The sequence below is a fragment of the Nonomuraea endophytica genome, assembly GCF_014203235.1.
Taxonomy (GTDB): Bacteria; Actinomycetota; Actinomycetes; order Streptosporangiales; family Streptosporangiaceae; genus Nonomuraea; species Nonomuraea endophytica.
This window is the reverse complement of the sequence record NZ_JACHIN010000007.1, coordinates 441,609-460,215: the sequence shown is the minus strand read 5'-3', so window position 1 is coordinate 460,215 and position 18,607 is coordinate 441,609. Positions and strand designations below refer to the sequence as shown.

The window sequence follows — 18,607 nt, the reverse complement described above, 5'->3', positions numbered from 1 at the left end:
AGTGACTATCTTCCGGATGTACGGCACGCGATCACGAAGGCGCTACTACAGTCCATCGTGATCTGCCGGTTATCTGGGAGGAGTCGTCCTGGACCCGATCGCTGAAGATCTTCTGGCAAAGGTCCGCCCAGAGCTCGGATACCGGGAAAAGGGCGGACAGCACACCAAGTTCGGCGAGTGGTACGCGGATCGCCTCCAGGATCCCCAGTACAAGAACGCGCCGTGGTGCGACATGTTCATCGCGTGGGCCGCGGAGAAGGCGGGCGTCGGGGAGTACGTCGGCCAGTTCGCCTGGACGCCCTCGCACGCCGCCTGGTTCATCAAGCAGGGCGCCTGGTCGCGTACCCCCGAGCCCGGCGCCCTGGTCTTCTACGACTGGAACGGCGGCAAGAGCTACAAGGGCGTCGACCACGTGGGCATCGTGGAGAAGGTCGACGGCACCAAGATCCGCACCATCGAGGCGAACGTCGACAAAGTCTGGTTAAAGCGGAAATTTCGTGACCAGGAGAAAGTCGTCGGCTACGGCCTGCCCCGCGTGGTCAAGGAGAAGATGCTGGCCGGCACCCTCCAGCCCACCGAGCAGCCCACCGCCTACGCCCCCGAGCTCAAGACCTATACCGAGACCCCGGCGAACGATTCCCCGCTGGACCTCCTCGGCACCCCGCAGGCTCTGCTCGCCTTCATCGTGCTGACCACCATCGTGGTGAGCTTCCGCCTGGCCGGCCGCGGCCGTGGCACGCACCGCAGGGTCCTTCGCGAGCTCGTCCCATGGAACGCGCCAACCCCGGAGCCCCCACCGGAACCAGCGGAACCTCCGGTGCGCGAACGGGCGCCCAACCGCTTCCACGAAGGGCCGCCGATCCACCACACCCACGTCAGAACGCGGGGCCGCAGGCCGTACGAACGCCTCTGAGAGGGGCGGCCACCTGCGATGCTGGGCATTTAGTAGGACGTCCTAGTAGTTTGTAGGTGAGGCCCCTCACGAAGGAGTGATCTGGCGTGCACGTTCCGGCCCACCCTGTTCGATTCGTGACCGCGGCGGCATTGTTCGACGGCCACGACGCCGCGATCAACATCATGCGCCGCATTCTGCAGACCCAGGGCGCGGAAGTGATCCACCTCGGCCACAACCGCTCGGTGGACGAGGTCGTCACCGCCGCCATCCAGGAGGACGTCCAGGGCGTCGCCATCAGCTCCTACCAGGGCGGTCACGTCGAGTACTTCTCGTATCTCGTCGAGTTGCTGCGTGAGCGCGGCGCAGGACACGTCAAGGTGTACGGCGGAGGCGGCGGCGTCATCGTCCAGGACGAGATCGACCTGCTCCACTCCCGGGGCGTCACCCGCATCTTCTCGCCCGAGGACGGCCAGCGGCTCGGCCTGCCCGGCATGATCAACAAGCTGATCGAGGAGTGCGACGTCGAGCTCGGCGGCGCCCCCTCGGCCGAGGCCGTGCTCTCCGGCGACCAGGCCGCCCTCGCCAGGGCGATCACGCTGATCGAGTCCGGCCGCGCCACCGAGGAGCTCCTCGCCGGCATCCGCGGCGCCCAGCGGCACGCCCCGGTGCTCGGCATCACCGGCACCGGCGGCTCGGGCAAGTCCTCGCTGACCGACGAGCTGGTCCGCCGCCTGCGCGTGGACAACGACGACAAGCTGCGCATCGCCGTCATCGCGATCGACCCGACCCGCAGGCGCGGCGGCGGCGCCCTGCTCGGCGACCGCATCAGGATGAACAGCCTGGGCGCCCAGACCTTCTTCCGCTCCCTGGCCACCCGCGGCGCGGTCACGGAGGTCCCCGAGCACCTGGACGACGTGATCGCCGCCTGCCGGGCGGCCGGCTACGACCTGGTGATCGTGGAGACGCCGGGCATCGGCCAGGGCGACGCCGGCATCGTCCCCCACGTCGACGTGCCCATCTACGTGATGACGCCCGAGTTCGGCGCGGCCTCCCAGCTGGAGAAGATCGACATGCTCGACTTCGCCGAGGCCGTGGCCATCAACAAGTACGAGCGGCGCGGGGCCGAGGACGCCCTGCGCGACGTACGCCGCCAGATCGTGCGCAACCGCGAGGCCTTCGGCGCCAAGCCCGAGGACATGCCGGTCTTCGGCACCATCGCCGCCCGCTACAACGACGCCGGCGTCACCGCCCTCTACCAGCACGTCAAGGAGCTGCTGGCGGAGAAGGGCCTGCAGGCGGGACCCGGGCTGCTGGCCAGGGTCCAGGGCCGCACCTCGCAGGTGGCGGCGGCGATCGTGCCGCCCGCGCGGGTGCGCTACCTGGCCGAGATCGCCGAGGGCGTGCGCGCCTACCACGCCGAGACCCTGGCCCAGATGGACGTGGCCCGCCGCCGCCAGCAGCTCACCGCCGTCCGCGACATGCTCGGAGACGACGCCGCGCGCCTGGACGAGCTGCTCGGCCGGGCCGAGTCCGGCCTGTCGGCCGAGTCCCGCGCCCTGCTCGGCGACTGGCCCGCCACCAAGGCGGCCTACCAGGCCGACGAGCTCGTGGTGAAGGTCCGCGACAAGGAACTGCACACGCCGCTGTGGCGCGAGACGCTGTCCGGCAACCGGATCCCCCGCGTGGCCCTGCCGCGCTTCGAGGACCACGCCGAGCTGCTGCGCTTCCTCAGGAGCGAGAACCTGCCCGGCCGCTTCCCGTTCACCGCCGGCGTCTTCCCGTTCAAGCGCGACGACGAGGACCCCACCCGGATGTTCGCCGGAGAGGGCGACCCGTTCCGCACCAACCGGCGCTTCAAGCTGCTGTCGGAGGGCCAGCCGGCCACCCGCCTGTCCACGGCGTTCGACTCGGTGACCCTGTACGGGCACGACCCCGACCTGCGCCCGGACATCTACGGCAAGGTCGGCACCAGCGGCGTGTCCATCGCGACCCTGGACGACATGAAGGTGCTCTACGACGGCTTCGACCTGGCCGCCCCGAACACCTCGGTCTCCATGACCATCAACGGCCCGGCCCCGACGATCCTGGCCTTCTTCCTCAACGCCGCCATGGACCAGGCCCTGGAGCGCGACCCGGACGCCGATCCGGACGCGGTCAGGGCCGTCACGCTGGCCACGGTGCGGGGGACCGTACAGGCGGACATCCTCAAGGAGGACCAGGGGCAGAACACCTGCATCTTCTCCACGGAGTTCTCGCTGCGGATGATGGCCGACATCCAGGAGTGGTTCATCCAGAACCGGGTGCGGAACTTCTACTCCGTCTCCATCTCCGGCTACCACATCGCCGAGGCCGGGGCGAACCCGATCAGCCAGCTCGCCTTCACGCTGGCCAACGGCTTCACCTACGTCGAGGCGTACCTGGCGCGCGGAATGAGCGTGGACGACTTCGCGCCGAACCTGTCGTTCTTCTTCTCCAACGGGATGGACCCCGAGTACTCGGTGCTCGGGCGCGTGGCCCGCCGCATCTGGGCGGTGGCGATGAGGGAGAGGTACGGCGCGGGCGAGCGCTCCCAGAAGCTCAAGTACCACGTCCAGACCTCGGGCCGGTCCCTGCACGCCCAGGAGATGAACTTCAACGACATCCGCACCACGCTGCAGGCCCTGATCGCCATCTACGACAACTGCAACAGCCTGCACACCAACGCCTACGACGAGGCGGTGACCACGCCGTCGGCGGAGTCGGTGCGCCGCGCGATGGCCATCCAGATGATCATCAACCGCGAGTGGGGCCTGGCGCGCAACGAGAACCCGCTGCAGGGCGCGTTCATCATCGACGAGCTCACCGACCTGGTCGAGGAGGCGGTGCTGCGGGAGTTCGAGCGGCTGTCGGACCGCGGCGGCGTGCTGGGCGCGATGGAGACCGGCTACCAGCGCGGCAAGATCCAGGACGAGTCGATGCTCTACGAGACCCGCAAGCACGACGGCTCGCTGCCGATCATCGGCGTGAACACCTTCCGCAACGGCGACGCCGGCGGCGAGCCGCACAAGAAGCTGGAGCTGGCCCGCGGCACCGAGGAGGAGAAGCAGTCGCAGCTCGACCGGCTGCACGCCTTCCACGAGCGCAACCGCGCCGAGGCCCCGGCGGCCCTGGCGAGGCTGCGGGAGGCGGCGATGTCGGACGGCAACGCCTTCGCGGCGCTGATGGAGGCGGCCCGGGTGTGCTCGCTGGGCCAGATCACCGACGCGCTGTTCGAGGCGGGCGGGCAGTACCGGCGCAACGTTTAGGTCGTCCCTAACGAGGTCATGGTTCGTGACATGACGACCCTTGCTGAGCAGTTTGTACAGGTCTTGATTCAGTCCGGCGTGGAACGGGTCTACGGGGTCGTGGGCGACAGCCTCAACCCCATCGTGGACGCGATCAGGCGCTCCGGCTCCATCGAGTGGGCACACGTGCGCAACGAGGAGGCCGGGGCGTTCGCCGCCGCCGCCGAGGCCCAGGTGACCGGGCGGCTGGCGGTGTGCGCCGGCAGCTGCGGCCCCGGCAACACCCACCTGATCCAGGGCCTGTACGACGCCCAGCGCAGCGGCGCGCCCGTGCTCGCGCTGGCCTCGCACATCCCGAGCACGCACATCGGCACCGGCTACTTCCAGGAGACGCACCCGGAGCGGCTGTTCACCGAGTGCAGCGTCTACTGCGAGGCGATCAACTGGCCGGCCCAGATGCCGAAGGTGCTGCGCAGCGCGATCCAGCACGCGATCGGGCTCGGCGGCGTCGGCGTCGTCGTGCTGCCCGGCGACGTGGCACACCAGAAGGCCGCGGCCCCGGTCGGGCGGCACGACATGCTGGTCAGGCGGGGCGTCGTGCACCCGCCGGCCGACCAGGTCGCCCAGCTGGCCGGCGCGCTCAACGCGGCCGAGAAGGTCACGCTGTTCTGCGGCGCGGGCGTGCGCGGCGCCCACGACGAGGTCATGTCGCTGGCCGCCCGCCTGAACGCGCCCGTCGGCCACGCCCTGCGCGGCAAGGAGTGGATCCAGTACGACAACCCCTTCGACGTCGGCATGAGCGGCCTGCTCGGGTACGGCGCCTGCTACGAGGCGATGAACGAGGCCGACCTGGTGGTGCTCGTCGGCACCGACTTCCCCTACACCGACTTCCTGCCGGGCACGAAGACCGTGCAGATCGACGCCGACCCGGCGGTGTTCGGCCGGCGCACGCCGCTGGACCTGGCCGTGCACGGCGACGTGGCCACGACGCTGCGGGCCGTACTGCCGAAGGTGGAGCAGAAGGGCGACCGGCGCTTCCTCGGCAAGATGCTGCGCGAGCACTGCAAGAAGCTGGAGCACGTGGTCGAGGCCTACACCCGCGACATCAAGGACAGGGCGCCCATCCACCCCGAGTACGCGGCGAGCATCCTGGACGAGGTGGCCGCCGACGACGCGGTCTTCACCGTGGACACCGGCATGTGCAACGTCTGGGCGGCCCGCTACCTCACCCCGAACGGCCGCCGCCGGGTGATCGGCTCCTTCAAGCACGGCTCGATGGCCAACGCGCTGCCGCACGCGATCGGCGCCGCCTTCGCCGACCGGAGCCGCCAGGTCGTCTCCATGTCCGGTGACGGCGGGCTGGCCATGCTGCTCGGCGAGCTGATCACGGTCAAGCTGCACGACCTGCCGGTCAAGACGGTGGTGTTCAACAACTCCTCGCTCGGCATGGTGAAGCTGGAGATGCTCGTGGACGGCCTGCCCGACTTCGGCACCGACCACGAGCAGGTGTCCTACGCGGCGGTGGCCGCGGCCGTCGGCATCCCGTCGATCACCGTGACCAGGCCGGGGGAGATCCGCGAGGCGCTGACGAAGGCGTTCGACGCCGACGGCCCCTACCTCGTGGACCTGATCACCGACCCGGACGCGCTGTCGCTGCCGCCGAAGGTCTCGGCCGAGCAGATGAAGGGGTTCGCGCTGGCCGCCGGGAAGATCGTCCTGTCCGGCGGGGTCGGCAGGATGGTGGACATGGCCAGGTCGAACCTCCGAAATGTGAAGGGCATATGATCGCCTGCTGGGGAGCACAGCTAACTGGAGGTTTTCATGTCCGAGATCACGTTCAAGGGCAACCCGATCACGGTCGGCGGCACGTTCCCGCAGCCCGGTGACAGCGCGCCCGGCTTCACGCTGGTGGCCAAGGACCTGTCCGACGTCTCGCTGGCCGGCTACGGCGACAAGTACAAGGTCCTCAACATCTTCCCGAGCGTCGACACCGGGGTCTGCGCGGCGTCGGTGCGGCGCTTCAACGAGGTGGCCGCCGACCACCCCGACGCCGTCGTCCTGTGCGTCTCGGCCGACCTGCCGTTCGCGCAAGGCCGCTTCTGCGGCGCCGAGGGGCTGGACAAGGTGGTGACGCTCTCGCTGATGCGGGGCAGGGAGTTCCTGACCGACTACGGCGTGGCGCAGGAGACCGGTCCGCTGGCCGGGCTCGCCGCCCGCGCGGTCGTCGTGCTCGACGGCGAGAACAAGGTCGTCTACTCCGAGCTGGTGCCGGAGATCACGCAGGAGCCCGACTACGAGGGCGCGCTCAAGGCACTGAAGTAAGGGTCAGGTCTTCCGGCCGATTCCGCAGAGGATGAGCGACTTCTCCGGCTGCCCGGGGAAGTCGATCATGTCGGTGTCGTCGGGCCGCCATTGCGGCAGCCAGACGACACCCGGCTCCTCCATGGCGAAGCCGTCGAACAGGCCCGCGATCTCGTCCCTGCTGCGCAGCGTCAGCGGGCTGGCGGAGTTCTGGTAGACCTCGGTGCCCTTGGTCACCGCGGCCGCGCGGGCGTCGCTGGTGCCGTGCGACAGGACCAGGAAGCTGCCCGGCGCCATCGCGTCCCTGAGCGTGGCGACGATCCGGCCCGGGTCTTCCGAGCGGGCGACGAAGTGCAGCACCGCCACGAGCAGAATGCCGACCGGGCGGTCGAAGTCGATGCCGAGCTCGCCGTTCTTGAGGATCTCCTCAGGACGGCGCAGGTCGCCCTGGACCACGGAGGTGTCGCTGTCGAGGGCCAGCAGGGCCCTGGCGTGCACGAGCACGACCGGGTCGTTGTCCACGTACGCCACGCGCGCGCCGGGGGGCGCGACCTCGTGCACGTTGCCCTGGGTGGGCAGGCCGGTGCCGATGTCCAGGAACTGCGTGATCCCCTGCCCCGACAGGTGTCTCACCGCACGTCCCAGGAAGGCACGGTTGGCCCTGGCGGCGGCCCTGAGTTCGGGCGCCACCCGTAAGATCTTCTCCGCCGCCGCCCGATCGGCCGGGAAGTTGTCCTTGCCGCCCAGGTAATAGTCATACAGCCGGGCGGCGTTGGGCTTGTTCGGATCGAAGCCCCTCGAACTCCTCTGGTCCAACCGGTGATCCCCCGATCACAAGTAGTCGGCCTTTGTTGCGATCCTACGTATTCGACCCGTGACGTGGCGCGAGATCGGCCATAACGTCCGGGAGGGGGTCACCGTGCTATGGGACGGTGTGCGGGATACTTGGCCGTGTGCTGAGCGACGACACCGGCGCCCCCTCGGAAGTGCCGGACCAGGTGAAGCGGATCGTCTCGCTGGTCCCCTCGCTGACCGAGTCGGTCGCCGCCACCGTGCCCGGGTCGCTGGTCGGCGCGACCGACTGGTGCTCGCACCCCGCTGACCTGGACGTGACCCGCGTGCGCGGCACCAAGAACCCCGACCTCGACGCCATCGCGCGGCTGCGGCCCGACGTGGTGCTGGCCAACTTCGAGGAGAACCGCGAGCCGGACATCCAGGCGCTGCGGGAGGCCGGGATCCCGGTCTGGGTGACGGTGATCAGGACGGTGGATGAGGCGTTCGCCTCGCTGGCCAGGGTGTTCGAGCTGGCCTGCCGTACTTCCGCGCCGCCGTGGCTGGACGCGGCGCGGGCGGCCTGGGACCTGCCCGAGCCCGCCGTGCGCGCGAGCGCCGTCGTGCCGATCTGGCGGCGGCCGTGGATGGTCGTGGGCAGCGGCACCTTCACCGGTGACGTGCTGCGGCGGCTCGGCGTCGACAACCTCTACGAGGGGCACGCCGAGCGCTATCCCAAGATCCCGCTGCCCGATCTGGTGGCCGCCGCGCCCGACCTGGTCGTGCTGCCCGACGAGCCCTACGCCTTCTCCGCCGCCGACGGGCCCGAGGCCTTCCCCGGGCTGCCGTGCGCGCTGGTGAGCGGGCGCCTGCTCACGTGGTACGGGCCGTCGCTGGCCGTCGCCCCCGCCCTGCTCGGCGAGGCGCTGGGCCGTACCGCAGCCTAGGCGCGGTCGGCCAGCGGGGGCGTCTCCAGCGCCCCGTCCACCGCGTCGGGCGACAGGACGTGCTCCATCACGATGACCGCCGTGCCCACGATGCCGGCGCGCTCGCCGAGCGTGCTGGTCACGATGTCGAGATTGCGGGTCGTGTACGGCAGGCTCCGCCGGTAGACGCTCTCCCTGATCCCCGTCAGGTAGTGCTCCCGGGTCTGGGCCATGTCACCGGCCAGCACCAGCACCCCAGGGTTGAGCAGGCTCACCGCGGTGGCCAGCACGATCCCCAGCGTCCGGCCGGCCTCCTGGGTGCGCGCGATGGCCGCCGGGTCGCCGGCCTGCACCAGCCGGACGACGTCGCGGCTGGAGGACTGCCCGAGGTCCACGGCGAGCGCGTGGCCGCTGGCCAGCGAGGCGACGCAGCCGCGTGAGCCGCAGGTGCAGACCCGGTCGTCGCTCTCGCGCAGCCGTACGTGGCCGAGGTTGCCCGCGGCCGCCTCCACGCCCCGGTAGATCTGGCCGTCGATGACGATGCCCGCCCCGATCCCGGTGGAGACCTTGATGAGCAGCAGCGAGGGCGTCTCACGCCAGTGCATCCACCACTCGCCGAGCGCCATCGCCTTGGCGTCGTTCTCGACCAGGATCGGCACGTCGAAGCCGGCCCCGATGGCCTGGGCGATCGGGTATTCGTCCCAGCCGGGCATCAGGAACGACCTGACGGCCCGGCCGGAGGCGTGGTCGACGGAGCCGGGCAGGTCGACGCCGATGCCGCAGACCCGGTCGCGGGCGTGCCCGGTCCGGTCGAGCAGGCGCTGGAAGGCCTGGCGCACCCAGGTCAGGACGGGTTCCGGACCGAGCTCGATGCGGATCTCGGTGTGCTCCTCGGCCAGCGGGCGGGCGGCGAGGTCGGTCAGCGCCACGCGGGCGTGGCCGGCGCCGAGGTCGGCCACGAGCGCGAACCGGTTGGTGGAGTCGATGTCGAGCACCGACGGCGGCCGCCCGCCGCCGGAGATGGCGACGCCCGACTCGTGGATGTATCCGGCCTCGATCAGCCGGTCGACCCGCTCGGTGATCGTCGAGCGGGACAGGCCGGTGAGCTCGATGAGTTCCTTGCGTGTACGGCAGGAGCCGTTCCTGATGAGCTGGAGCACCTGCCCTGCCGTCAGCATGGCCTATCCCTTCTCCGCCCCGGCGGTGAGTCCTTCGGTCAGCAGTCGCTCGCCGGCGAAGAAGATGATCACTATGGGCAGCGTCAGAACCACCGATCCTGCCATGAGAACCGTGGTCGGGATCTCGATACTGCCCGCCAGCTGGGAGAGACCGAGGGAGACCGTCCATCTCTCCCGCCGCTCGACTAGGAAGAGCAGGGCGAACAGAAACTCGTTCCAGGCGATCATGAAGGCGTACAGTCCCGTCGCCATGAGCGCCGGCTTGGACAGCGGCAGCACCACCCGCCAGATGGTCTCCACCCGGGAGCAGCCGTCGATGGCCGCCGCCTCCTCGACGCTCTGCGGGACGGTCTCGAAGTAGTTGCGCAGCATGTAGACGGTGACCGGGACGGTCTGGGCGATGTAGACGAGGATCAGGCCGGCCAGCGAGCCGCGCAGCCCCATCATCGTGAACAGCACGAACAGCGGGATGGCCAGCACGATGGCGGGGAAGAGGTAGACGGCCAGGAACAGGAAGTGCACTTGCCGGCGGCCGAAGAAGCGCAGCCTGGCGACGGCGTACGCGCCCGGGATGGAGATCAGCAGCGTGACCGCCACCGAGGAGACGGCGATGATCGCGCTGTTGCCCATGAAGGTGAGGAAGCCCTGCCGGGTCAGGACGTCGGCGTAGGTGCTCAGGGTGAAGGCATTCGGCCAGAGCGATCCGGGTTCGAGTATCAGTTCCTGGATGTCGCGTACCGACAGCATCACCATGTAGAAGAACGGGAACGCGGTGATCACGAACAGGAAGGCGATCACCAGCGGCCGCAGCGCGCGCAGTAGGGCGCGCTCGAACCTATCCCTGCTCACGCGCACCTCCCGAGAAGAAGCGCAGGTAGATCACCAGGAAGACGACGAGCACCACGGCGAGCACGATGGCCTGCGCGGCCGAGGCGCCGATGTCGTCGCGGGCGGTCAGGAAGTTGTAGACGCGCACCGAGACCACCTCGGTGCCCGCGCCGCCGCCGGTCAGCAGGTAGACGTCGTCGAACTTGGTGAAGGTGAAGACGAAGCGCAGCACCGACAGCAGGGCGATGATCCGCCAGAGCTGCGGCATGATCACATATCTGAAGCGCTGCGTGGGCGTGGCCCCGTCGACCACGGCCGCCTCGTCCAGTTCCTTGGGCAGCGCCTGCAGCCGGGCCAGGATGAACAGGAAGGCGAAGGGGAAGTAGCGCCAGGCCTCGAAGGCGATCACCGTCAGCAGCGCGACCGGGACCTCGACGCCCAGGAAGGTGCCGCGGGCCTGCGACAGGAAGGCGATCGGCTCGCTCAGCCAGGTGTTGACGATGCCGTACTGCGGGTTCAGCATCACCTCCCAGAGGAAGGCCACGGCCACCACGGGCGCCACGTACGGCACCAGGATCGAGGCCCTGACCAGCGTCCGCCCGGGGAACCTGTCCCGGAGCGCGAGCGCGGCCACCAGCCCGACGGCGATCGACAGCGCGGTGCCCGCGACGGTGTAGACGAGCGTGTTGACCAGCGCCGACCAGAAGCCCGGCTCGGAGATCACGTAGGTGAAGTTCTCCAGCGTGTAGTGGCCGAAGATCCCGACCCGCCTGATGTTGATCAGCCGGACGTCCTGGAACGCCAGCATGATCGCCCACAGCAGCGGCACCACGACCACGACCAGGGTGACCACCAGCGTGGGTGAGATCAGCGCGAGCCCGGCCCTGCCCTCCTGCTGCCGGAGCGTCCCCCTCACTGACGGATCCCGCGTTTGATGCTCTCGACGTCCGTCTTGGCCTGCGCCGCCGCGGCCTCGGGCGTCAGCGAGCCCTCGACAATGCCGCTCAGCGCCTTGGGCACCGGCAGCTCGCCCATGGTGACGCCGACCAGCTTGCCCTGCCCCTGCGGGATGCCCCAGCGGCCGAAGGTGTCGGGGCTCTTGCGCAGCGCCTCCAGCGTCGCGGCCGGGTAGAGCTCGGCGAGCGGCTTCTTGGTGTCCACCCCGGCGGGCAGCTTGGCCCACGCGTCGGCGAACTCCGGGCGGGTCGGGAACTTGCCCTCGGGCGCCATCCCCATCCAGCGCTCGTAGCCCTCGTTCATCATGTAGGCGACGAACTTGGCCGCCGAGTCCTTGGCGGCGTCGCGGGTGACGGCCCAGGAGACGATCTCGCCGTACTGCGCGGGCGCGGTCCCGTCCGGGCCCTTCAGCGCGGTCACCACGCCGGTGTTCGCCGCCAGCCATTCCTTGTCGGTACGGCAGGCCGCGCACGAGGGCAGCGCGTCGTTCCGCAGCCCGGCCATCTCGTCGAGGATGAACGACGACCAGATCATCATGGCCGCCTTGCCGGAGAAGTACGTGGCCCGGGTCGAGTCGACGTCCTGCTTGCCCTTGACCGAGTACTGCTTGGCCAGCGTGGAGTAGAACGTGAAGGCCCGCACGCAGTTGGGTGAGGCCAGCGCCACGTTGCCGGAGCCGTCCACCAGCTCGCAGCCGTTGGCCAGGGCCACGTGCTCGAAGCTCTGGGCGGTGAAGGAGTCCTTGGGCGCGACCGCCAGCGTGATGCCGGCCACGTCCGGGCCGTGCAGCTTGGCGGCGGCGGCCTGCAGCCGCTCGTAGGTGTCCGGCGGCTCCAGCCCGGCCTTCTCGAACAGGTCCTTGCGGTAGAGGATCAGCTGGGCCCAGCCGTCGCTGGGCACGGCGAGCAGCTTGCCGTCGGCGGTGTTGAGGTCGAGGGCGCGCTTGGAGAAGGTGGCGCGGCCGAGCTGGTCGACGACCTTGCCCGGGGTGTCGGTGTCGAGAAGGTCGTTGGCCTCCATCTCGCGTACCGCGGCGAGGGGGAGCGCGCCGATCACGTCGGGCAGGTCGCCCGCGGCGGCGGCCGCGGTCAGCGTCTGGCTGAACTGGTCCTCGGCCACCGGCACCAGCTTGACCTTGATCTTGGTCTTCTGCGTGAACTCGTTGACGATCTTGGTCTGGACGTCCATCCGGTCCGGGAGGTTCTCCTCGGTCCAGACGGTGATCTCCGTGGCGGCGGCGGGCCGGCTGCCCCCGCCGCCGTCCCCGCAGGCGGTCATGGCCGCGACCAGCGCGGCGGCGCTGAGAACGGCGGTTGCCTTTCCTGGCATGGCACGCTCCTCGGTCTGCACCCGGCGCTCCGAGCAGCCCGACGCCAGGTCTCCGGCAAGGCCCCCGCGAAAGGGGTTGAGCCGCCTTTACCCCGCGATGAGCGGCCGCAACGTGTGATAGGCGATACCGAGACCGGTCCGGACCCTCGCCGGGTCCCCACTCCACACCGGATCCTCGTGCTCTACCGACACCACCCCGTCGTACCCGCCTTCCTGAAGTGCGTCAATGACCCGGGTCCAGTCGACCTGCCCGCGGCCGGGAACCCGGAAGCGGTACCAGCCCTTCTCGCCGCCGATCGGGCCGTGGAAGCCGGTGTGGTCGATCCGGCCGCCGAGGATCTCGGTGTCCTTGGCCTGGACGTGCGCGATCTCCGAGACGTACGGCCGCGCCGCCGCCACCGGATCGATGCCCAGCGCCACCAGGTGCGAGGGGTCGTAGTTGAGCTTGAGCCCGATCCCGAACATCCACTCCCACAGCTCGGGGGAGTAGGCCAGGTTGCCCGGGTACCCGTCGGGGTGCCAGCTCTTCATGACGCAGTTCTCGATGACGATCTCGACCCCGTGGCCCTTGGCATGCTCGACCAGCGGGCCGAAGACGTCCTCGGCCTTCTTGAGGTTGTCGTGCACCGTCATGCCGGCGTCGCGGCCGACGAAGGTGCCCACGGTGGGGCAGCCGAGCGCGGCGGCCGCCTCGACGCAGCGCCGTACGTGCGCGTTCACCTGCGGCCCTTCGGTTGGGTGCAGGTTGTTCTCGTAGTAGGCGATCGAGGAAAGGGCGAGTCCGGTGTCCGCGAAGATTCGCCTGACCCGCTCGTATTCGATCTCATCGAAACGCTCTACTCTGATGTGATTTCGGACGTCCGTTGCCGGCCATCCGGCTACTTCCAGGGCTTCGAATCCCTGGTCGACGGCCCAGCGTGCGATGTCGGAAAGGGTGCTTTCCGGAAGACACGCTGTTAGGAACCCCAATTTCATCGGCTACCTCCAACAAAAGTCGTAGACTTACGAGTGCTGATTACACAACTATCGCGTGCAAACAAGCACTAAACCTGTGACTTTTGTTTGATCAAAAAGCGTAAGTGTGGGGAATGCACGTCATCACCATTCAAGGGCCAGGTGCCGTCCGCGTCGGTCTGGAGCCATCCGGTGAGCTGGAGCCGGGCTGTGTGCGGGTCCGCACGATCTACTCAGGTGTCTCGGCGGGGACGGAACTCACCGCCTACCGCGGCACCAACCCGTATCTCACGAAAAAGTGGGATACCGAACAGCGGCTCTTCGTCGAGGGCCGCACGCACGCCTACCCGCTCACCGGCTGGGGCTACCAGGAGGTCGGCGAGGTCGTCGAAGCCGCGCCCGACGTGCGCGAACCGGTCGTGGGCGGCGTCGTCTGGGGCATCTGGGGCCACCGCGAGGAGGCCGTCGTGCCCGCCGAGCGGCTCGCCGGGCATCTCATGCCGCCCGGCGCGGACCCGCTGACCGGCGTCTTCGCCCGCGTCGGCGCCATCGCGCTCAACGCCGTCCACGCGGCCGACCTGCACCTGGGCGACCAGGTCGCGATCTTCGGCCAGGGCGTCATCGGCCTGCTCGCCACCCGCCTCGCCGTCCTCAGCGGCGCCCGCGTGGTCGCCGCCGACGCCATCCCCGAGCGGCTCGAACTCGCCCGGCGCTTCGGCGCCGCCGAGACCTACGACGTGCGCGAGGGCTCGGTGGCCGAGTTCATCCGCAAGCGCGTCGTCGGCGCCGACGTCGCCATCGAGCTCAGCGGCAGCCACACCGGCCTGCACGAGGCCATCAGGACCGTCCGCAGGGGCGGCCGGGTCGTCGCGGCCGGGTTCTACCAGGGCGACGGGCTCGGGCTGCGGCTCGGCGAGGAGTTCCACCACAACCAGGTGCAGCTCGTCTCCTCGCAGATCGGCGGCGTGGCCGCGTGGCTGGCGCACCGATGGGACGTGGAACGGCTCCAGCGCACGTTCATGGAGCTCGTCCACCGCAGCGAGATCAGCGCGGGCGACCTGGTCAGCCACGTCATGGACGCCGCCCAGGCGGCCGAGGCCTTCGAGCTGATCGACCGCCGCCCGTCGGAGGTGCTCCAACTCGTCTTCAAGTTCAAGGAGCCAGCGTGAAGCTTGCCGTACAGGAGCAGCTCCTGCCGGGGCGCACCCTGCAGGAGAAGTTCGCCTTCGCGGTCGATGCCGGATTCGACGCGATCGAGCTGCGTGGGAAGGGCGACTTCCACTTCGCCGGGCGGCTGACCGAGCTGAAGCGGGCCCTCGCCGACGGCGTGGTCATGCCGACCGTCTGCGTGGACATGCCGCACTTCATCGGCGACTTCGACGCCGCCAGGCGCACCGACGCCATCCAGCAGTTGCGCTCCCAGCTCACGGTCATCGCCGAGCTGGGCGGGATCGGGGTCATGACGCCCGCCTCGTGGGGGCAGTTCTCGCGGCGGCTGCCGCCGTTCGAGCCGCCGCGCAGCCCGGGGGAGGACCGCGAGGTGCTGGCCGAGGCGCTCGGGGTGCTCGGCGAGCACGCGCAGCGCAACGGCGTGCTGATCATGCTGGAGCCGCTCAACCGCTACGAGAACCACATGGTCAACACGCTGGCCGAGGCGGTGTCCTACTGCTCCATGGACGCGATCAAGGTCGTCGGCGACACGTACCACATGAACATCGAGGAGGACGATCCCTGCCGGTCGCTGGTGGAGGCGGCGCCGTACCTCGCGCACATGCAGATCAGCGAGTCCAACCGCAACCAGCCCGGCACCGGGCACCTCGACTGGGGGTCGCAGCTGGCCGCGCTGGACGCCACCGGGTACGAGGGCTATCTGGCGCTGGAGTGCCGGCTTCGGGGTGAGCCGGAGATCGTGCTGCCGCAGACGGCGGCGTTCGTCAGGAAGTTCCTGTGATCCGCGAGGCGGTGCGCGTCCTGGTCGCCAACTGGGACGGCAGCTACACCGTGCCCTCGCGGCGGCTCTATCCCCACCAGTGGAGCTGGGACTCGGCGTTCGTCGCGATCGGCAACGCCCGCTGGTCGCCGCGGCGGGCCAGGTCCGAGCTGCTGTCGCTGTTCGGCGCGCAGTGGCGCGACGGGCGGGTGCCGCACATCGTCTTCAACCCGGAGGTGCCCGATGGCGCCTACTTCCCCGGCCCCGACGTCTGGGAGGTCCGCGCGCCTTCCGGCTCGGCCACCTCGGGCATCGTGCAGCCACCGGTGCACGCGCTGGCCGCCTGGCGGGTCCATCTGGCCGATCCCGATCCGGCCTTCCTCCGCCGCATCTACCCCCGGCTCGTGGCCCAGCAGCGCTTCCTGCGCACCGCGCGCCGCTCGGCTGACGGCCTGATCTCGATCGTGCACCCGTGGGAGTCCGGCATGGACAACAGTCCCGCCTGGGACGTGCCGCTGGCCGCCGTCCAGGCCGGGCCCATGGGCGCGCGGCGCAGGGACCTCGCCCACGTCAGCGCCGACGAGCGGCCCACCGACCGCGACTACGAGCGCTACACCGCCCTGGCCCGCGCCTACCGCGACACCGGCTACCGCAGGGCGGGCGCGTTCGCGGTCGAGGATCCGCTGTTCAACGCCGCGTACGGCGTCGCCGAGACGTCCCTGGCCCGCATCGCCAAGGTGATCGGCCTCGACCCCGACCCGCACCACCGCGAGGCCGCCGAGATCACCGCCGCCATGGTCGCCCACCTCTACGACGACGGCCTGTTCCACGCCCGCGACGCCAACACCGGCTCCCCGCTCCGCTCCCAGAGCGCCGCCGGGCTCGTCCCGCTCATGCTGCCCGACCTGCCGCGCGAGATCGCCCACGCGCTCATCGGCACCGCACTCGACCGCTTCGAGATCAAGAACGGGCTGCTGCCCAGCTACGCCCCCGGCACCCCCGAGTTCGACCCGGCCCGCTACTGGCGCGGGCCGAGCTGGCTCAACCTGACCTGGCTCGTCTGGCAGGGGCTGCGGCACCGCCGGGCCGACCTGGCCGAGACGCTGGCCGACGGCATGGTCGGCGCGGTGGCCCGGTCGGGCTTCCGCGAGTACTTCGACCCGTTCACCCGCGCCGGGCACGGCTGCCGCGACTTCAGCTGGTCAGCCGCGCTCGTCCTGGACGTCGCGGCAGAGCACGGCCTGGAGGGCCTGCCTGCGGCGGGCGGCGAGATCGCGAAGGAGCTCGGGCGCCTTGCCGAAGCGGACGACGTCGGTGATCACGTGCTCACGTAGCCACGGGCCGATGCGGTGCAGGAGCTCGACCGTCTCGCGCGAGAGCCGGTCGCGGTCCCAGGCGTGGGCCAGGCCGCGCGGCACCCGGCCGATCTGGGCGCAGCGCAGGCTCAGGCCGTTGTGGTGGAACTCCTCGCCGAGCCGTACCAGGCCGGCGCCGCCGGTGTAGAAGGCCAGGTCGATCGCGCTGCCCTGGGGGCGCAGCAGCTTCAGCGCCAGGACCAGCGCCCGTTCCTGGCCGCGGCACTGGAAGACCACGTCGGCGCCGTGGTCGTTGGGGCCGTGCCGCCAGCGGCGCTTCAGCTGGAACGCGTCCTCGGCCAGCAGCGTCTCCACGCCGAGCGCGGCGGCCACGCACAGCCGCGCGGGGGTCTCGTCGACCACCACGACCTCGGTCCCGGCTCCGGCGCCCGCCGCGAACGCCGCCACCAGCAGCCCGACCACGCCCGCCCCGACGACCACCACCCGCCGCCCGCGCACCCCGTCGCGCAGGTCGCGCACGCCGGTCCCGAGCAGGTCGTGCGCCGCGTGCAGCAGGCCGTTGGCGCAGATCGGCCCCATGTGCGCGGCGTAGATCCCGAGCAGCGGGTCGAGGTCGGGAGGCAGTTCGACGAAGCGGTCGCGCTTCGGGTCGGCGGCGTAGGCGGTGCGGTGCCCGTAGGCCATCGCGACGATCCGGCCCACGGCGACCGCGTCGGTGCGGCTGTCGACGACCATCCCGACCTGCATGTAGCCGATGCCGCGCACCGGGTAGGCCATCATCGGCCCGCCCGTGCCGAACAACCCGAGCTCCGGGTCCCACGAGGTGTTCAGGTAGGGGTTGGTGCCCTTGACGTAGGTCAGCTCGGTCCCGGCGGAGACGCCGCTGTAGACGGTCTCCACCAGGAAGCCGCCCGGCGCCGCCATCGGCATAGGCTCGGAGATCAGGCTGACCCGCTCGGGACCGTCGATGCTGAGCACCTCAGCCATCCAGCACCACCGGCTCCCGCGTGGCCGCCGACCGCGCCACCGCCTGCGCCAGACGGTGCGTCTTCAGCGCCTCGTGGTACGGCACGCGCACGTCGGCCGGTTCCCCCCGCACCGCGTTGACGAACTCCCGGTCCACGCGGATCTTGGCGGCGCCGTCGTCCTCGATCACCGTGCGCCCGTCGACGACCAGGCGCTCCTCGCCCAGGTCGAGCGTGACGCCCTCGGCGTGCACCTCCAGCCCGGCGCGCTGCTTGCCCGAGCACAGGCTGGTGGCGGCCAGCGTGCCGGCCGCGCCGTCCGCGAACCGCAGCACCGCCGCCGTGGCCCGGTCGATCTCACCGTCCGCCGCCCCCTCCGCCGGTACGGCGTGCACCATCGCGACCTCGCCCACCAGGACCCTGGCCAGATCCAGCACATGGACGGCCTGCTCGACGATCTGGCCGCCGGAGGTCTCGGTACGCAGCCACCAGCCCACCGGCGGCACTTTGTCGAGCCAGTGGCCGAGGGCCAGCCGTACGGGGCGGCCGGCGAGCAGTTCGCGGGCTTTCCGCAGGATGTCGAGGTAGCGCCAGTGGTGACCGACGGCGGAGGGAAGGTCGCGGCGGGTTATCTCGGCGGCGATCTTTTCCGCTGTTTCTAGATCAAGTGCTAACGGCTTTTCTACAAAAAGCGGGAGATTGCACGACAAAGCATCTGTCTCCGGGTTACCGTGCGCGAAAGGCGGCACGCACACGTAGACGGCATCCAGTCCGCCGGCGTCCAGCAGGTCGGTGTGACTCCCGTAGGCCAGGGAGCCATGCCGAGAGGCCAGTGCCTCGGCCTTGTGGGGAACCGCGTCGGCGATTCCGGCAATCGTCACGTCGGGGAATGCTGAGAGCACGTCTGCGTGACGGGCGGCGACATTTCCAGCACCTATGATGCCGATTCGAGTTATTGGCGACACAGGATGGCATATCCCACATCCGCTGATGA

At 70.1% G+C, this 18,607-nt stretch carries 15 protein-coding genes and 1 pseudogene; 8 read left to right on the top strand and 8 right to left on the bottom strand.

What is annotated here, in order from left to right:
• Positions 1 to 73 precede the first annotated feature (73 nt).
• From HNR40_RS27235 to tpx, 4 genes are all read left to right on the top strand, one after another.
• Positions 74 to 913: a CHAP domain-containing protein gene (locus HNR40_RS27235; RefSeq protein ID WP_312896535.1), complete on the top strand. Its 840-nt coding sequence runs from the start codon at positions 74 to 76 to the stop codon at positions 911 to 913.
• An 86-nt stretch (positions 914 to 999) separates the two neighbouring features.
• Positions 1,000 to 4,179 carry a fused isobutyryl-CoA mutase/GTPase IcmF gene (icmF, locus tag HNR40_RS27230; RefSeq protein WP_184966089.1) on the top strand — a complete coding sequence of 1,060 codons (3,180 nt, stop codon included), beginning with the start codon at positions 1,000 to 1,002 and terminating at the stop codon, positions 4,177 to 4,179.
• A 30-nt stretch (positions 4,180 to 4,209) separates the two neighbouring features.
• Positions 4,210 to 5,943, top strand: coding sequence for a pyruvate dehydrogenase (locus HNR40_RS27225; RefSeq protein ID WP_184966087.1), 1,734 nt, complete (start codon positions 4,210 to 4,212; stop codon positions 5,941 to 5,943).
• Positions 5,944 to 5,979: 36 nt separating this feature from the next.
• Positions 5,980 to 6,480, top strand: coding sequence for a thiol peroxidase (tpx, locus tag HNR40_RS27220; protein ID WP_184966085.1), 501 nt, complete (start codon positions 5,980 to 5,982; stop codon positions 6,478 to 6,480).
• A gap of 3 nt (positions 6,481 to 6,483) precedes the next feature.
• Here the strand turns inward: tpx and HNR40_RS27215 are convergent, their stop codons facing one another.
• On the bottom strand, positions 6,484 to 7,275 hold the full coding sequence (locus tag HNR40_RS27215) for an SAM-dependent methyltransferase (protein WP_184966083.1): 792 nt from the start codon (positions 7,273 to 7,275) through the stop codon (positions 6,484 to 6,486).
• Between the two features lie 140 nt (positions 7,276 to 7,415).
• Between HNR40_RS27215 and HNR40_RS27210 the strand changes: the two genes are divergently transcribed.
• On the top strand, positions 7,416 to 8,177 hold the full coding sequence (locus HNR40_RS27210) for a helical backbone metal receptor (protein WP_184966388.1): 762 nt from the start codon (positions 7,416 to 7,418) through the stop codon (positions 8,175 to 8,177).
• On the opposite strand, the gene HNR40_RS27205 is transcribed toward HNR40_RS27210, so the two are convergent.
• From HNR40_RS27205 to HNR40_RS27185, 5 genes are all read right to left on the bottom strand, one after another.
• Complete coding sequence (locus HNR40_RS27205) at positions 8,174 to 9,334, bottom strand: ROK family transcriptional regulator (protein WP_184966081.1); 1,161 nt, start codon at positions 9,332 to 9,334, stop codon at positions 8,174 to 8,176. The genes HNR40_RS27210 and HNR40_RS27205 overlap by 4 nt on opposite strands.
• A 3-nt stretch (positions 9,335 to 9,337) precedes the next feature.
• The gene (locus tag HNR40_RS27200; protein WP_184966079.1) at positions 9,338 to 10,183 is read right to left on the bottom strand and encodes a carbohydrate ABC transporter permease; all 846 of its coding nucleotides are present in this window, start codon (positions 10,181 to 10,183) and stop codon (positions 9,338 to 9,340) included.
• Positions 10,170 to 11,078 (bottom strand): carbohydrate ABC transporter permease, encoded by a 909-nt coding sequence (locus tag HNR40_RS27195; RefSeq protein ID WP_184966077.1) that lies wholly within the window; start codon positions 11,076 to 11,078, stop codon positions 10,170 to 10,172. Before HNR40_RS27195 ends, HNR40_RS27200 begins: the two co-directional genes overlap by 14 nt.
• A complete protein-coding gene (locus HNR40_RS27190) occupies positions 11,075 to 12,448 on the bottom strand; it encodes an ABC transporter substrate-binding protein (protein ID WP_184966075.1) in 1,374 nt (457 codons plus the stop codon). Before HNR40_RS27190 ends, HNR40_RS27195 begins: the two co-directional genes overlap by 4 nt.
• Positions 12,449 to 12,535: 87 nt before the next feature.
• Positions 12,536 to 13,423: a sugar phosphate isomerase/epimerase family protein gene (locus tag HNR40_RS27185; RefSeq protein ID WP_184966073.1), complete on the bottom strand. Its 888-nt coding sequence runs from the start codon at positions 13,421 to 13,423 to the stop codon at positions 12,536 to 12,538.
• A 113-nt stretch (positions 13,424 to 13,536) separates the two neighbouring features.
• Between HNR40_RS27185 and HNR40_RS27180 the strand changes: the two genes are divergently transcribed.
• The 3 genes and pseudogenes from HNR40_RS27180 to HNR40_RS57895 form a co-directional block, all read left to right on the top strand.
• Entirely contained in the window at positions 13,537 to 14,571 is a 1,035-nt protein-coding gene (locus HNR40_RS27180) for a zinc-dependent alcohol dehydrogenase (protein WP_184966071.1), read from the top strand.
• Positions 14,568 to 15,353 carry a sugar phosphate isomerase/epimerase family protein gene (locus HNR40_RS27175; protein WP_184966069.1) on the top strand — a complete coding sequence of 262 codons (786 nt, stop codon included), beginning with the start codon at positions 14,568 to 14,570 and terminating at the stop codon, positions 15,351 to 15,353. The genes HNR40_RS27180 and HNR40_RS27175 overlap by 4 nt, the downstream gene beginning before the upstream one ends.
• Positions 15,350 to 16,525 (top strand): annotated as a pseudogene (locus tag HNR40_RS57895) (MGH1-like glycoside hydrolase domain-containing protein); the annotation flags it as partial. The gene HNR40_RS27175 and the pseudogene HNR40_RS57895, both read left to right, overlap by 4 nt.
• Before the next feature lie 9 nt (positions 16,526 to 16,534).
• On the opposite strand, the gene HNR40_RS27165 reads toward HNR40_RS57895, so the two are convergent.
• The gene (locus tag HNR40_RS27165; RefSeq protein WP_184966067.1) at positions 16,535 to 17,635 is read right to left on the bottom strand and encodes a zinc-binding dehydrogenase; all 1,101 of its coding nucleotides are present in this window, start codon (positions 17,633 to 17,635) and stop codon (positions 16,535 to 16,537) included.
• On the bottom strand, positions 17,628 to 18,578 hold the full coding sequence (locus HNR40_RS27160; protein WP_312896534.1) for a Gfo/Idh/MocA family protein: 951 nt from the start codon (positions 18,576 to 18,578) through the stop codon (positions 17,628 to 17,630). Before HNR40_RS27160 ends, HNR40_RS27165 begins: the two co-directional genes overlap by 8 nt.
• Positions 18,579 to 18,607: the final 29 nt, after the last annotated feature.

What these genes read in the sequence shown, in the direction of transcription:
- HNR40_RS27225 (WP_184966087.1), top strand. Translation starts at nt 4,210, where the DNA reads ATGACGACCCTTGCTGAGCAGTTTGTACAGGTCTTGATTCAGTCCGGC.
- HNR40_RS27185 (WP_184966073.1), bottom strand. Translation starts at nt 13,423, where the DNA reads ATGAAATTGGGGTTCCTAACAGCGTGTCTTCCGGAAAGCACCCTTTCC.
- HNR40_RS27205 (WP_184966081.1), bottom strand. Translation starts at nt 9,334, where the DNA reads ATGCTGACGGCAGGGCAGGTGCTCCAGCTCATCAGGAACGGCTCCTGC.
- HNR40_RS27190 (WP_184966075.1), bottom strand. Translation starts at nt 12,448, where the DNA reads ATGCCAGGAAAGGCAACCGCCGTTCTCAGCGCCGCCGCGCTGGTCGCG.
- HNR40_RS27180 (WP_184966071.1), top strand. Translation starts at nt 13,537, where the DNA reads ATGCACGTCATCACCATTCAAGGGCCAGGTGCCGTCCGCGTCGGTCTG.
- tpx (WP_184966085.1), top strand. Translation starts at nt 5,980, where the DNA reads ATGTCCGAGATCACGTTCAAGGGCAACCCGATCACGGTCGGCGGCACG.
- HNR40_RS27165 (WP_184966067.1), bottom strand. Translation starts at nt 17,635, where the DNA reads ATGGCTGAGGTGCTCAGCATCGACGGTCCCGAGCGGGTCAGCCTGATC.